This window comes from Streptomyces sp. NPDC021356, from assembly GCF_040641015.1.
Classification (GTDB): domain Bacteria; phylum Actinomycetota; class Actinomycetes; order Streptomycetales; family Streptomycetaceae; genus Streptomyces.
On sequence record NZ_JBFACU010000047.1, the window covers coordinates 1 to 13789 of the forward strand.

The following is a 13789-nucleotide window of genomic DNA, read 5'->3' on the forward strand; positions in this document are numbered from 1 at the left end:
GGTACCGACGCAGCTGCCTTCACCGACTGGGCATCGATGATGCCGGCCGTCGGCTCCGCATCCCGGCCCGCGACCACGCGGACCCGGTCGCGCAGCCGGTCATGGAACTCGGCGGTCAGGCCCTTGTCCCGCCAGCGCCGGAAGAAGGCGTGGACGTGGTCCCACGCAGGGAAGTCCGCCGGCATCGCCCGCCAGGTGATGCCGCCTGCGACCAGATAGCGCACCGCGTCGACCATCTGCCGGTGGCAATAGCTCTCCGGCTGCCCGCCGCGGCCCTCGAGCCACCCGGGAACCGGCATCGCGTCACGTACGACGGCCCACTCCGCGTCGCTCATGTCCGACGGGTACTTCGGTCGCCTGTGCGGCCGGTCCGCGGCGTTCCCGAACCGGTGAGCGAGACAATCACACGACAGGGATGCCGAGTTGGACGCCATCGGCGTCGGCACGGAAGACTGCAGCACCAGGGGCCTCCTGTTGCTCGTTTGGATTCGACACCCACGAGCTGTGCGGGAGGCCCCGCCTTCATGCCCCATCGGCCACGAGATCACCCGACCGAGTTGACGACCTCGAACTCAAGCTCACCAGCATCGATAGAGCAACGGCTTCATAGACCAGCGGGCGGTCGATTGCGGCCCGGCGGTCGGCGGGAGGGGGGTACCGGGCGAGGGTGACGGTGGGTGTCGGGGCACTGTTCGAGGACCTCGGCCAGCGCTGTCTGTTCGGGGGTGTCGATGGTCAGGCCCCAGCGGGTTTTGTCGGCGATCCAGTCGGTGACGTAGGTGCAGCGGTAGCCGGTGGCCGGGGGCAGCCACGTGGAGGGACCCTGGTCGGCCTTGGACCGGTTGGAGGTGGCCGAGACGGCGATCAGGTCACGGGGATCGCCGAGGTCGTTGGCGTAGGCCTCGCGCTCCGCGGGCGTCCATGTGCTGGCGCCGGGGTCCCAACTTTCTGCAGGTTGTAGAGACCGTCCAGGGGCGTCTATACCAGTCCAGTGCGGGCATGCAATTGCAGGTCAGAGCCACTTGGTCCGGGAGCGTATGCCCAGTTGGTGATGGCTGTGTGATATGCGGGTGATATGGCGAGGCTCCCCTCGGGGTTTGTCCTGGCGGCATCTCTGCGCGGATCCGTGAGACGGTGAAGCCGCACCGGAGCACTCCGGTGCGGCTTCACCGTGAGGCCGAATGCTTCGGCGCGCAGGACGCGTTCAGCTCCTCACTCAGTCAGGTTCCTGCGTCACTTGTGAGGACGACGGATTTGCGATCGCAGCCGCTGGGGACGTCCGTGTTAGCGCGAGTGCGAAGACGAGGCCCCGCCGAGTGTTTGGCGGGGCCTGCTCGTCATTGAGCCCTTTCCATCCAGCAGGTCACTCCGCGCGGTGCCGGGCCCCGGCCGCTCCGCGTCCCTCGACCCGAGGTGCCGTATCCGTACCGTCAGCAGGAGCGGCAGTGACAGTGCGAAGAACGCGCCGGCGACGGCGAAGGCGGCCGCAGGGCCGCCATGGCAGGCTCCAGTAGGTCGGGGAAACGGCCGGGTCAGGGCCGGAAGGGAAAGCCGTATAGGTGCACGGACACGTGCTCGCGGTCCTCGGTGTCACCGGCCGCCTTGGCGGCCTTGCCGCGCTCCCGCCAGCGCCGGGCCAGCTCCTCAAGTTCCTCGCCCATCTCGGAGAGTTCGGCGGGGGTGAGGTTGAGTAGCCACTCGGAGCTGAAGGCCGCGTTGGTCCACGCTTTGCCCCAGGCGGCCTTCTGGTCGAGATATGTGCGGTACTGGGCGACGCGGGTGTCAAAGATGCCGCGGGTCACCGCGCCGACTGCGGCGGCCCCCACGGGCGTGTCCGCGAAGTCCGAGTCGCGAAAGCCCCACCCCTCCTCGGATGCCACCTGCCACCACCGCTCGCGGCCGTCAGTGCCCTGACCGCTGGCCTGGGTCAGCAGCGCCTCGCGGTCCGTTCCCACATCTAGTGACACGGGGATGACGCGGGCCGGGTCGATGCCGGCTGCCGCGGAGTAGACGGCCAGCTTGCCGACCGCGACCAGGACGGCGGCCGCCGCGCCGGCTCCCTGGAAGAGGTCCGGTTCACGGACATCGCGCACCTCGAGTTCGACCTGTAGCAGGCGCGCCCCGAACAGCCCGCGAGCCCGGATGTGACTGAGCCCTTCAGTTGGCCACTGAGCGTTTCGGTTGGCCGCTCTGGTACTTAACGCCGAGCCGCTGCGGCGCTTCTGGTCGCGGTGTCGAGTGCTTCCATGGCGGCGTCCGCACCTGCTACGGCGTGCCGGCGAGCCTGCCCATCACTTCGTACATCTGCTGCGGGGCCAGCGGGGCGACGGAAAGCGGTTCCTGCGCTGGTTCCGTGCTCAGTCCGGTGAGTAGGAAGGCGACTTGGCGGCGCCAGGCATCGGGCGCGGTGTCCGCGACCGCGCGAGCGAGGAGAGCGTTGGTGCCGAAGAAGAGCAGGAGGTCCTCGGCCGTGAAGTCCGGGCGGACAGCGCCGGCCAGCTGGGCTCGCTCGATGATCCGTGTGGCGGCGTCCTTCGTCCGGCCGCAGATGGCCATCAGGCACTCGGCAGCGGGAAAGCGTCCGCTGATGACGTCGGCGACCGCGGGATCGGTGGCCTGTAGTTCACAGACCCTCTCGATGTAGTACGCGAACCCCTCCCCGGCCTTCTCGAAGGAGAGGGCTTGTTCGGCGGCTTCGCCGAGGCGGTCTGCGGCCAGCCCTGCCACGACTTCGTCGATGAGCGCCTCGCGGGTGCCGAAGAGGTTGTAGAGCGTGCCGTGGCTGACTCCGGCCCGGCGGGCGATTTCCTTGAGGGGCACCTTGAGGCCGCGCTCCTGGAAGAGTTCGGCGGCGGCTGCCCGCAGTTTCTCCGCGTTCCGTTGCGCGTCGGCCCGCATCAGGTCGTTCCTCCCGGTTCCGGCGCTGCATCCATCCTGGCCACACCCAAAGTCTAACTTGACCCCCGGGTCAAGTCGCGTGCTACCGTCGGCGAATAAGTTGACCCAAGGGTCAAGAAAGCTGTCTTGCAAGGGGTAGTCCTATGTCCAAAGTGATCGCCGTCTTCGGCGCCGGTACGGGTCTGGGGGTGTCCGTCGCCCGCCGCTTCGGACGCGAAGGCTTCCGGGTCGCCCTGGTGGCCCGCCGCAAGGACCGGCTGGACGCCCTCGTCGAGGTGCTCGCCGGTGAAGGTATCGAAGCGGTCGCGTTCCCCGCCGATCTTTCCCGGCCTGCCGGGGTGCCCGCCCTCGTCGAGGCGATCCACGACCGCTTCGGCCGGATCGACGTGGTCGAGTACGGGCCGATCAGCGGCGACCAGGGCTTCACCCCCGCAGCCGAGCTGAACGCGGCCACCCTGGAGGCCCTGACCCCGCTGCTGCTGCTCACCCCGGTCGAGGTGGTCCGGGCCGTACTGCCGGAGTGGACCGAGCGCGGCGAGGGCACCTTCCTGCTGGCTCAGGGCTACTCGGCGGCACAGCCCATGCCCCACCTCAGCGGCCTGGGCCCGGTGATGGCCGCCACTCGCAATTACCTGTACTCCCTCAACGCCGAGCTGACGGACACGGGTATCTACGTCGGCGCTCTGACCATCGCGTCCCTGATCGCCCGCAGTGAGGTGTCCGCAGCGGCCCAGGCCGCCTTCGAGTCGGCCGACGGCCCGCACTTCCCGATCGCCGACCCGGACGACCTCGCAGAGCACTACTGGGACATGCACACCAAGCGCGACCGCGTCGAGCAGTTCTACCCCGAGTCGCTGACTCCGCGGCCCCCCGCGTAGTACCCGCGACGCTGAGCAGGGCGCCCCCGGCCGAGGTCCTGCCAGGGCGGTAGGTACCCGAAGCCGATTCCGCAGCCCCAGAACAACGACCGGACCAGGCGGCCAATGCGACTCGGCCGCCTGGTCCGGTCGATTTCGAGGAACACGACCTCACCACGCCAAAGCGACCCATACTTCGAGGCCGGCCACGAAGTTCAGAGTGGCCAACTGGAGCGCTCAGTCACACCGGACCGCATCGGTCCAGGCTCGCTCGCGTATCCGCAGCGGTTGAGTGGTCGGCGGTTACCTGCCCATCAGCTCGTTGAGCAGGAAGACAACGACGACGCCGATGCCGATCGCTGCTCCGAGCGCCGCTGAGATCGACGCCAAGCAGGAGACGTGAATGACGTGCCGCACCCGCAGGACGTGCGCGAGGTCGTCATCATCGGCTCCGGCCCCGCCGGATAAACCTCCGCCCTCTACACCGGCCGCGCCCAGCTAAAACTACTGCTGCTCGGCAGTTCGGAACCGAGATTGTCCGGATTTTAGAACCTGTCCGATGGGTTGGTCGGGCGGTCCGCTGTGACCAGCCACGACGTACTGCGCAACCGCACTGTGCCGTCCGCTGCCACGTGGTTTCGCAGATGGGCAGTCAGGGTGCGGTGGGCGCGGGCTCGCGCAGTCGCGTCGGCCTGTTTCATGAGGTGGCGCCCGGGGCCCGTTGCCAGCAGGAACTCCGCCGCGTCCTCGGCTCCGTGTCCCCATACCCCTTCGGCTTGCGTCCGGTTGATGGCGATGTTGGTGAATCCGGCCGCGGTGAGGACGTCACGGATGCGGTCTGGAGCGGCAAGGGAGAACATGCCGGGCAGCCCCGGCCTTCCGAAGTCGCCGACCGGCAGGAAGTCGCGGAGCGACTCCATCGCCGCCACCCAGCCGTTGAGCCTGGCATCGGCTGGGCAGACGAACGCCAGGCGTCCGCCGGGCCGCAGCGCCCGGCCGACGTTGCCGAAGGCCGCTACGGGGTCGGCGAAGAACATCACCCCGTAGCGGCTGATCGCCGCGTCGAACGCGCCCGTCTCGAAGGGGTGCACCTGCGCGTCGCCCTGGGTGAAGGAGGCGTTGGTGATGCCCTCCTGCTCGGCGCGGGACCGCGCCTCGGTCAGCATCGGAGCGGAGAGGTCGAGGCCCAGCGCCTGCCCTCGGGGTGCGCGGTGGGCGGCGAGCCGCGTGGTCTGCCCGGAGCCGCAGCCCAGGTCGAGGATCCGGTGGTCCGGGGTGATTCCGGCGGCGTCTAGCAGCGGCTCGTTGAAGCCTTCGTTCACGGCGTTCCAGCGGTCCTGGTTGTGGGCCCAGTGGGCACCTTCGAGGCCGTTCCACGCCTTTGCCTGGTTGGTGTTGACGACGTCCGGCACGGGTGCCTCCTGCGGTGGATGACAGAGAATGGGCGTGCGCCCAAACAGTATGGGCATGTGCCCAAACTGGCAATCCCCGCTATCATCCGGGAGTTACGGCCCTCGAGGCAGAACGGGAGAGCGAGCCATGTCACCGCGCGGAGTGGCGACGCCGGACGTACGCGAGCGGCTGTTCGCGGCCGCCGAGCGCGTCGTGGACAGGGACGGGCCCGGCGCACTCACCAGCCGGTCGGTCACCGCCGAGGCGGGCTGCAGCAAGGGGCTGTTGCACGCGCACTTCGCAGGGTTCGACGAGTTCGTGGCCGAGCTCTGCCTCGACCGGTTCGCGCGGGCGGCGGCGAAGGCGCAAGGGCTGTCCGACGCCGCCGGGCAGGGTACGGTGGCGCGGAATCTCGACGCCGTCGTCCTCGCTCTGTTCGACTCCGGCGGCCCTGCCTTGTCGGGTCTCGCCGTGAGCCGCACCGCGGCCGCGCAGCACATCCGCACCGCCCTGGAAGGTGGGGCGCCGGGCTTTACCGCGATCCAGGAGGCCATCACCGGCTATCTGGAGGACGAACAGAAGCTCGGCCGGGTGGCGGAGACGATCGATCCGGACACCGTGGCCCTCGCCATCGTCGGCACCGCCCACCATCTCCTGATGACCAGCTGGCCGGGCACACCGGACCCGCGGCCCGCTATGACGCGCCTGGTGGCGGCGTTAATGGAGGGCTAGGAACTCTCCGGCGAGGTAGAGGACCGGAGCCATAGACGTACGGCAGCAACGGTCACGGTGCAGTCCTTGAGCGGGGCCCGGCGCCCGGCTGTGGCTCGCTGCCGGGGCGGAGGCGTGTCTGCGGGTGCGGCGTAGGACGGCCCAGGTGCCCCAGCCGGCTTCAGACCCGGTCGCGTGCCAGGTGCCGGGCAGGGCTGCAGCGACGGCAGTGGCGGGGAGGTACAGCGGGCCGTCGCCGCCGAGCTGGTTGACCCACAGCAGTACTCCGTCGTGCGCCAGGACGCGGGCGGTCTCGCTGGGGAACAGCAGCATGTCGATCGCGGCGATGACGGAGACGGAGGAGTCGGGCAGCGGCACAGTGCTTGCGTCGGTCTGGACGCGCGCACCGGTGAGCGGCCGTGGGCCTGCTGCAGCATGCGCAGCGACAGGTCCACACTGATCACCTGCGGGAAGACGGTGCTCAGCAGGGGGGTGAACAGCCCGGTGCCAGAGCCGAGTTCGAGCAGGGGCCCGCGGGCAGTGGTCCGCCTCGGGCGAGGGCGTCGCGCAGGCGGTCGTCGCGGCCAGTGGCGCGGGTGGCGTCCCAGTCGGCGGCCAGCTGGTCGAACTATGCGGCGATCAACTGAGCGGTCTCGGCCGTCCAGGGCCGCCGGCCGGCAGCCAGGTCACGGGCGAAGGCCCTATAAGTGGCGTAGTTGTCGCAGATCAGGTGGACGTCGAGGTGGTCGGGGACCTCCTTGTCCAGCTTGGCCGGGAACTTCTTGAACTCCACCGCGCGCTGCCGGCGGTGGAGCGAGCTGATGACCTCGCCGGTGGCCGCGTTCAGGGCGGCGAACAGGGTCGTCACGCCGCCGCGCAGGTAGTCGTGCGTGCGGGGTTCGGGCATGCCCGGCATCATCGGCAGCGCCGTCGCCGACCGGTCCAGTGCCTGGATCTGCGACTTCTCGTCCCCGCACAGGACGATGGCCCGCTCGGGCCGGTCCAGGTACGGGCCGACGACGGCGCGGCCCTTCTCGATGATCCAGGAGGAGGCCACCGTGACCGCTCAATCCGAGCACTCCGGCGTCAGCCAGTTCAGCCCGCCCATGCGCACGCTGGCCGAGCTGCACGAGGCTGTCGACGTGGGGCTTCCCCGGCGACCGGCAGGAGTTCGAGAAGGAGCTCGACGCGATCGAGCTGGACGACGTGACCGCGGTCCGAGAGATCACTCGGGCCTATCGGCACCGTGTCCTCATCCAGTACGACTCCGGCGCCATGGCAGCCCTCGCCCGGCCCGCCGACGACGTCGAGGCCGAACTGTGGTGCACGCTCGCCGAGACCGCCCGGTGACCCACGCCCTCTTCAGCGTCCCCGCCGAGAAGATCCGCTGGCCGGTCCCCTTGCGCCGGCCAGCGATCCAGACAGAACGACCAGGGCCCGGGACTGAGGACGACTGCCCGAGACTGCCCGCCCCTGCAAGTCAGTCGTAGTCGTGGACCACGGCTGCTTGTCGTTTCAGTACGCCACCTTGCAGGTGTCGGATCCCCAGTCGTCGACGCAGACGCGGAAGATCAGGTCCTTGATGGGCAGGTGCCAGTTCTTGATGTAGGAGCTCCAGCTCGCATAGCCGCCGTGGCATCCGAGGTTGTTGTAGTGCTTGGTGTTCAGCCAGACGTACCCTTGCGGGTAGGTCCCGTCCACGACTCCAGCCTGGATGTAGACGGGGTGGCCGTCACACTTGTTGTCCTTGACCGACATGTTGACGGGATTGTAGGAGTTGCTGCTCGTACGCTTGTAGGTAGCGCTGCCGCAGGCTCCCTTGAAGCAGGCGTCCACGCGTTTTGTGGCTCCGGACTGCTGCACGGGGGTTTCGGCGGCCGCGGCGGCGGGTCCCGAGACAATCGCGGCCCCGCACATCACGGCGGCGATGGTGAGCGCGAAGCGACTGCGGATGCTCATGGTGAGTGTGTTCCTTCCACTGGGTTGCGGTGGCCGAAGCCTCGGCGCTGAAAGTGCGCCGATCCCGGCCCGGCTTGTGCCTGACACCCAGTTCAGCGGCCTGTGCATTGAATGGGCAGCCGGTTCTGCCAGCCTGATCAATGGCCGAGCCGCAGGTCACTTTGCGGTTGGGGCGCTGACCAAAGAGCGTGCCTGTGGTTTGCCCTTCCGCCACAGGCGCGCGTAGTTTCGCGAGCCGCAGCATCGCATCCATGGGGGAGGCGGGACGGGGGAGGGAGCAGCTGATGGCAGGACGTCCAGAACGCGCGTTGGATCCGAGCGCGGGGCCGGTTGCCCGGTTCGCGTTCGAGTTACGCAAACTCCGTGCAGAGGCAGGAAGCCCGACGTACCGGGTGATGGCCCAGCGCACCGGACAGGGGGCGAGCACGCTGTCGCAGGCAGCTGGGGGCGAACGGCTTTCTACGCTGCCGGTGGTTCTCGCCTACGTCCGCGCTTGCGGTGGAGACCCGCAGGAGTGGGAGGAACGGTGGCATCAGGCGGGCGCCGAGGTAGCGGCCGAACCCCGGGCCGATGACCAAGACGCCGAGCCGCCCTACCGAGGCCTGGCCCGTTTCGAACCCGCCGACGCCGATCTGTTCTTCGGCCGCGACGAACTCACCGAGCGCTTGTTCCAGCAGGCCTGCTCTTCCCGCTTCTCCGCGGTCTTCGGTCCGTCGGGCAGCGGCAAGTCCTCCCTGCTGCGGGCCGGTCTCATCCCGCGCCTGCAAGACCCCGACGACGGGCTGCGGCCTGCGGCCCTGCGGGTGCTCACTCCCGGCGAGCACCCGATGCGCACGCACGCCCAGCGCCTGCTGCCCGCCGCCGGGGACGGCGATACCTGGCTGATCGTGGACCAGTTCGAAGAGCTCTACACCCTGTGCACCGACGCCGTCGAACGCGACGAGTTCATCGACCGCCTCCTGACCGCCACCGCCCCAGCCAGCCGGCTACGGGTCGTGATCGCGGTGCGCGCCGACTTCCTCGGCCGGTGTGCCGAACACCCCCGGCTGACCGCCATGCTGCAGGACGGCAGCGTCCTGGTGGGTCCCATGAGCCGCGACGAACTGCGTGAGGCAGTCGTCAAACCTGCCCAGGCCGGTGGGCTGATCGTGGAGCGTTCTTTGACCGCCCGGATTCTCGATGAGGTCGAGGGGGAGCCCGGCGCCCTGCCGCTGATGTCGCACGCCCTCCTCGAGACCTGGCACCGTCGTAAGGGCCGCGCGCTCACGGAGGCCGCCTACGAGGCAGCAGGCGGCCTGTCAGGTGCGATCGCCCGTACGGCCGAGGGCGTCTACGCAGGCATGAGCCCTGCCCAGGCCGAACTCACCCGGGCCGTGCTGCTTCGCCTGGTCACGCCCGGTAACGGCACGCCGGACACTCGCCGCCCCGTTCGTCGCGAGGAGTTCGACTTCGCCTCTGCGGCTGAGATTGCCCCAGTTCTCGACAACCTGACCCGCGCACGCCTGCTGACCTTGGACGATGACACCGTCGACCTCGCGCATGAGGCGCTCATCACGGCGTGGCCTAGGCTGCACGGCTGGATCGACAGCGAACGGTCCAGGCTCCGCCTGCACCGCCGCCTGACCGAAGACGCACAGATATGGAGCAACCTGGACCGAGACCCAGGAGCGTTGTACCGGGGTACGCGGCTGGCCGCCGCGGAGGAAGCCTTCCCCGAGCCTGGCGGCCGAGCCGACTTCACCGCCTTGGAGAGGTCCTTTCTGGCCGCCGGGCTGGAAGCCCGTGAACGTGAGCAGCGTGCCACGCTCCGTTCGGCTCGGAGGCTGCGCCGGCTGCTGGCTTCCGTCTCGGTCCTGGCCGTCTTGGCCGTGCTGGCCGCCCTGTTCGGCTGGCAGCAGAGCAGGGCGGCAGACGCCGAACGGGTACGGACCGAGGCCAGACGTCTTGCCGCGGTGGCTGACACGTTGCGGCTGTCCGACCCGGCCACGGCGATGAAACTCAGCGTGGCCGCCTGGGAGATCGCCGATCTCCCGGAGACCCGCTCGGCGTTGCTGGCAGTCGCAGCCCAGCTTCCGCGGGACGCCTTCCGCGTTCCCGGCCCCGCCTCGGCACCAGTCGATCTCAGCGAGGACGGGCGCACGCTGGTGACGCTGCGAAACGGTCGGGCCGAAGGGTGGGACGTGCGCACCCATTACCGGCAGAGCCGCTTCAGGATCCGTGCGCAGGACAATCCGGCGTTCGCTCTGTCGCCGGACGGAAAAAGGCTGGCAGTATCGACCACATCGGGTATCCAGCTGTACAGCACCGCGACGGGACTGCCGGACGGTCCGGTGTTGCGCACATCTGGACCGGCAGCGGAGGTCGCCTTCGGCGCGAGCGGCAGAACGCTGTTGGTCACCGCAAGGTCGAAGTGCAAGCAGACCGGTTCACTCGCATCCGGTGGCACACCGCTCCGCCCGGCTCGGCTGTGGGACCCGTACCGGCGGACGGTGCTGTTCGACACCTGCCCGGGTGCCGCATGGACCGACGACCCGAATCTCGCGGAAGTCTTCCAAGGGACCAGCGACCCCCGCACCTTCGTCCAGGTCAACTCCCGCAGCATCCTCGCTGTCAGCCCCGACGACCGCTTGGTGGCGGTCTGCCGCCCGGACGGCGGAGTCCAGGTCCGGCAGGTCACCGGCCGGCGACTGCGGCTGCCCGGACGATGGGAGAAAACATCCTCGGACCACGGGTGTCCCACAGCCGCCTTCACCTCGGTCGGCCACGCCCTGCTGCTCACCACCGATGACGGACTGGCCATGTGGGACGTAGCCTCCGGCCGGGCAACAGGCACCTTCGCCCACGAGGGGGTTCGGCAGATCGATTTCAGCACCGACGGCCGGCTCTTCGCCACCACCGACGACCGTGATGTCCTGGTGTGGCGGACGGATCACCCTACGGCGCCGGTGCTGGGTGTCACACTGCCGCACCAGTCATCACCGGGTACGGTGCGGTTCGACCGGGCCGACGGAGTCATCCGCTACACCAGCGGTTCCACCGCCACCACGGTCTGGTCGGTGTCCCTGGGCCATGCCGACCACAGCGGCTGGCACGCCGACTCCACAACGGCCGCTTCCTTCAGTCCTGACGGCACACGGCTGGCCACAGCGCGACAGGCCGGCGGCACGCACCGCCTGACACTGCTGGACGTACCCACGGGCCACAGCATGGTCGTCCCCCTGCCGACCGCACCCTGCCCTCCGGACCCCGATTTCGCCCAGGTCAACGACAGCGGGGCAAACTGCGGGGACGTTCTCGCCTTCGCTCCGGACAACCGGACTTTCGCGTATTCGGGCGGAGGCGGAGACACGGAGGCGGCCACGACGCTAGCCGTACTGGACAGCCGCGCCATGAACCGGCACCGCGTCCTGCGCCTGCCTGGCAGCGGCGAGGACGCGGACAGCGTCGACGGTCTCGCAATAACCCCCGACGGACACACCGTGCTCGCCTCCCTGTCCTACGATCACACGGAGTTGTGGGATTGGCGCCGCGCGGTCAGGATCGACAGGCTCCCAGGAGTCGCCGGCAGCCTGTCACTCAGTCCCGACGGCCGGCTGCTGGCCACCTCGGAGGGCGATGTGGAGCGCCTGCCGTCCAAACGTCACACCAGCCACACGCTCACCTCGGATCAAACCACCGTCGTGGCCCAGGACCCGACCGGGAGCCACCTTGCGGCCGGTGACGAGGCGGGAGAAGTCACGCTGTGGGACGGAACCGCGGCACACCGCCTGGGCGACCTCACAGCCGCCCTTGATCCGGCGGCCGAGCCCGCCGACGCGAACGGAAAAGGATCGACAGCAGCAGTGTCCGCACTCGTCTTCTCACACGACGGCACCATCCTGGCCGTGGGTGCGGAAGACGGAACCGTCCGGCTGTGGGACGTGACCTCCCGCAAACCCGTCGGAGGAACCCTGCACGTGAACGCTGGGGCCATCAAGGCCCTCGCCTTCTCCACAGACGGCCGGTCACTGCGCGTGGCGAGTGGGCACGTGCCCTTGGTGTCCTATGAGCTGGCACCCAGCCGGACGGTCACCTACTTGTGCAGGCAGGTGGGAGCCGGACTCTCCCGAACGGAGTGGTCGGCCTACATCAACGGCGTCGCATACCGTCGCAGCTGCTGAACACAGCAGGAAGCGTGGACCTTCCGAGCAAAGCTCGTCGGTGCATGGGGTGCCGGCTGCTCCGATGCCTTGCCGCTCCCTGGCATTCACGGACTCCACGCTACGAGGGGAGGGACATGCGGCCGCTCCCCTCAGCCTGGGAGCCAGTGGCGCAGGAGCAGGCGTGGGGCGTGGTGGGTGAGCCAGGCGCTGGCCAGGCCGACGGCGGCGCCGGCAGCGACGTCGCTGGGATAGTGAGCACCGCTTTGCACGCGCTCCAGTGCCACCATGGCGGCAGGTACCGCACACGCTGCTCCGGCGGCCGGCCACGGGGGTGCGACAGCGGCGGTGAACGCCACCGCGGCGGCGGTGTGCCCGGAGGGGAATGAGGAGGAGTCGGGGCGGTCGTCGACCTCGTCGTGGGGGAACCACTCCTTCGGCGGCCGGGGCCGGTCGGCCACCTGCTTGCACACGCCATTCGAGACCAGCTGCGCCACGGCCAGAGCGGCAAGGCCGCAGGCCGCCGCCCTCCGGCCGCGCCCCCCGCCCAGCCACGCCATCGCGGCGGCGGCGCCGCACCACAGCTTCGTGCTCTCCGCGGTCTCCTCCACCGCCGACAGCACCTTTCCGACGCCCGGCGGGATACGCGACGCCGCCCGCCTGGTCAGCGACCGGTCAGCGTCACGCAACCCCGCCAAAAAGCCATGAAGAGCAGATATCCCGCAGGTCATCGACCTCTTCCCCACATCATCGCGTAACCGGTCAGCCCTCACCCAGGCGGCGCCGGTCTTCCTCGTCCCACTTCCGGGTGGCACGGGGCTGGGTGTAGGGCTCGGCGTCCGGTGGCAGGCCGCCCGCGATGGCCCTCTGGCGTACGGTCTCGGCGTCGAACTCCAGGCCCAGCAGGATGGCCAGGTTGGTGATCCACAGCCAGACGAGGAACACGATGACACCGGCCATGGTGCCGTACGTCTTGTTGTAGGAGGCGAAGTCCGCCACGTAGAAGGCGAACCCAGCCGAAGCGATCATCCAGATGACGAGACCGAGGAAACTGCCCGGGGTGATCCAGCGGAACCCCTTCACCTTCGCGTTAGGGCTCGCCCAGTACAGGATCGCGATCATGACGGTGACCAGGACCACGAGGACGGGCCACTTGGCGATCGACCACACGGTCAGCGCGGTGTCCCCGATGCCCAGCGTCGTACCGACCTGACGGGCCGGGCCGCCGGTGAACACCACGATCAGCGCACTGACCACGGTCAGCACCATCAGGACGACCGTCACGCCCAGCCGTACGGGAAGGATCTTCCAGACCGGGCGGCCCTCGGGCATGTCGTAGACGGCGTTCGCCGCGCGGATGAACGCGGCCACGTAACCGGAAGCTGACCACACTGCCAGCACGATGCCGACAACGGCCATGAGGGAGCCGACGCCGGCGTTGCTCTGCAGCTGCTCCACGGCCCGGGTGATGATGTCCCGGGCCGAGCCGGGAGCGAGCTTCTTGATGTTGGCCAGCAGTGCTCCGGTCGCCGACTTGCCGGTGAGGCCCAGCAGCGACACGAGCACGAGCAGCGCCGGGAACAGCGACAGCACCCCGTAGTACGTCAGGGCTGCCGCGCGGTCAGTCAGCTCGTCGTTCTTGAACTCGTGCAGGGCGCCCTTGAGCACGCCTGCCCAGGCCCGCTTGGGCAGCTCGGTCGGTGTGTCCGGTGCCCGGCGCTCCACCTCGGGTCCAGGCCCGGCCTCCTCAGGTGCCAGCGCCTCGTCGCCGCCGTGGTGTGCGTTCCGCCCTGGAAGATGCAGCCTCGCCATACGCGTCGGGTAACCCCTCCG

The 13789-nt window shown here is 69.2% G+C and carries 12 protein-coding genes and 3 pseudogenes; 4 read left to right on the forward strand and 11 right to left on the reverse strand.

Features of this window, described 5'->3' with window-relative positions; translation table 11 throughout:
* The 5 genes and pseudogenes from AB0G56_RS37430 to AB0G56_RS37450 all read right to left on the reverse strand — a co-directional run.
* On the reverse strand, positions 1 to 335 hold a 335-nt coding region (locus AB0G56_RS37430; protein ID WP_360979229.1), incomplete at its 3' end, for a transposase.
* Between the two features lie 344 nt (positions 336 to 679).
* Positions 680 to 952 (reverse strand): annotated as a pseudogene (locus AB0G56_RS37435) (HNH endonuclease family protein); the annotation flags it as partial.
* 398 nt (positions 953 to 1350) lie between these two features.
* Positions 1351 to 1497: pseudogene (locus tag AB0G56_RS37440) on the reverse strand (MFS transporter); the annotation flags it as partial.
* Positions 1498 to 1532: 35 nt separating this feature from the next.
* A complete protein-coding gene (locus tag AB0G56_RS37445; RefSeq protein ID WP_360979348.1) occupies positions 1533 to 2036 on the reverse strand; it encodes a transcriptional regulator in 504 nt (167 codons plus the stop codon).
* A gap of 229 nt (positions 2037 to 2265) precedes the next feature.
* Positions 2266 to 2898, reverse strand: a complete 633-nt coding sequence (locus AB0G56_RS37450) for a helix-turn-helix domain-containing protein (RefSeq protein ID WP_360979232.1) — start codon at positions 2896 to 2898, stop codon at positions 2266 to 2268.
* A 143-nt stretch (positions 2899 to 3041) separates the two neighbouring features.
* Between AB0G56_RS37450 and AB0G56_RS37455 the strand changes: the two genes are divergently transcribed.
* Positions 3042 to 3776 carry an SDR family NAD(P)-dependent oxidoreductase gene (locus AB0G56_RS37455; protein ID WP_360979235.1) on the forward strand — a complete coding sequence of 245 codons (735 nt, stop codon included), beginning with the start codon at positions 3042 to 3044 and terminating at the stop codon, positions 3774 to 3776.
* Positions 3777 to 4300: 524 nt separating this feature from the next.
* Here the strand turns inward: AB0G56_RS37455 and AB0G56_RS37460 are convergent.
* Positions 4301 to 5167, reverse strand: a complete 867-nt coding sequence (locus AB0G56_RS37460; protein WP_360979238.1) for a methyltransferase domain-containing protein — start codon at positions 5165 to 5167, stop codon at positions 4301 to 4303.
* 127 nt (positions 5168 to 5294) lie between these two features.
* Here AB0G56_RS37460 and AB0G56_RS37465 point away from each other — a divergent pair, with 127 nt between their 5' ends.
* On the forward strand, positions 5295 to 5879 hold the full coding sequence (locus tag AB0G56_RS37465) for a TetR/AcrR family transcriptional regulator (protein ID WP_360979240.1): 585 nt from the start codon (positions 5295 to 5297) through the stop codon (positions 5877 to 5879).
* On the opposite strand, the gene AB0G56_RS37470 is transcribed toward AB0G56_RS37465, so the two are convergent.
* Both AB0G56_RS37470 and AB0G56_RS37475 read right to left on the reverse strand, forming a co-directional pair.
* Complete coding sequence (locus AB0G56_RS37470) at positions 5865 to 6236, reverse strand: hypothetical protein (protein WP_360979243.1); 372 nt, start codon at positions 6234 to 6236, stop codon at positions 5865 to 5867. The two genes, AB0G56_RS37465 and AB0G56_RS37470, sit on opposite strands and share 15 nt — an antisense overlap.
* 322 nt (positions 6237 to 6558) lie before the next feature.
* Positions 6559 to 6903 (reverse strand): annotated as a pseudogene (locus tag AB0G56_RS37475) (IS630 family transposase); the annotation flags it as partial.
* A 161-nt stretch (positions 6904 to 7064) separates the two neighbouring features.
* Here AB0G56_RS37475 and AB0G56_RS37480 point away from each other — a divergent pair.
* The gene (locus AB0G56_RS37480; protein ID WP_360979246.1) at positions 7065 to 7208 is read left to right on the forward strand and encodes a hypothetical protein; all 144 of its coding nucleotides are present in this window, start codon (positions 7065 to 7067) and stop codon (positions 7206 to 7208) included.
* A gap of 165 nt (positions 7209 to 7373) precedes the next feature.
* Here the strand turns inward: AB0G56_RS37480 and AB0G56_RS37485 are convergent, their stop codons facing one another.
* Positions 7374 to 7817, reverse strand: coding sequence for a hypothetical protein (locus AB0G56_RS37485; protein ID WP_360979249.1), 444 nt, complete (start codon positions 7815 to 7817; stop codon positions 7374 to 7376).
* A 284-nt stretch (positions 7818 to 8101) separates the two neighbouring features.
* Between AB0G56_RS37485 and AB0G56_RS37490 the strand changes: the two genes are divergently transcribed.
* Positions 8102 to 11977, forward strand: a complete 3876-nt coding sequence (locus tag AB0G56_RS37490; protein WP_360979252.1) for a DNA-binding protein — start codon at positions 8102 to 8104, stop codon at positions 11975 to 11977.
* Between the two features lie 131 nt (positions 11978 to 12108).
* Here AB0G56_RS37490 and AB0G56_RS37495 read toward each other — a convergent pair whose 3' ends face one another.
* Entirely contained in the window at positions 12109 to 12687 is a 579-nt protein-coding gene (locus tag AB0G56_RS37495) for a phosphatase PAP2 family protein (protein ID WP_360979255.1), read from the reverse strand.
* 31 nt (positions 12688 to 12718) lie between these two features.
* On the reverse strand, positions 12719 to 13768 hold the full coding sequence (locus tag AB0G56_RS37500) for a YihY/virulence factor BrkB family protein (RefSeq protein ID WP_360979258.1): 1050 nt from the start codon (positions 13766 to 13768) through the stop codon (positions 12719 to 12721).
* Between the last annotated feature and the right edge of the window lie 21 nt (positions 13769 to 13789).

Bases quoted from the DNA above. Each gene is read 5' to 3' on its own strand.
- AB0G56_RS37465 (WP_360979240.1), top strand. From the start codon at position 5,295: ATGTCACCGCGCGGAGTGGCGACGCCGGACGTACGCGAGCGGCTGTTC.
- AB0G56_RS37450 (WP_360979232.1), bottom strand. From the start codon at position 2,898: ATGCGGGCCGACGCGCAACGGAACGCGGAGAAACTGCGGGCAGCCGCC.
- AB0G56_RS37485 (WP_360979249.1), bottom strand. From the start codon at position 7,817: ATGAGCATCCGCAGTCGCTTCGCGCTCACCATCGCCGCCGTGATGTGC.
- AB0G56_RS37490 (WP_360979252.1), top strand. From the start codon at position 8,102: ATGGCAGGACGTCCAGAACGCGCGTTGGATCCGAGCGCGGGGCCGGTT.
- AB0G56_RS37455 (WP_360979235.1), top strand. From the start codon at position 3,042: ATGTCCAAAGTGATCGCCGTCTTCGGCGCCGGTACGGGTCTGGGGGTG.
- AB0G56_RS37500 (WP_360979258.1), bottom strand. From the start codon at position 13,768: ATGGCGAGGCTGCATCTTCCAGGGCGGAACGCACACCACGGCGGCGAC.
- AB0G56_RS37495 (WP_360979255.1), bottom strand. From the start codon at position 12,687: ATGACCTGCGGGATATCTGCTCTTCATGGCTTTTTGGCGGGGTTGCGT.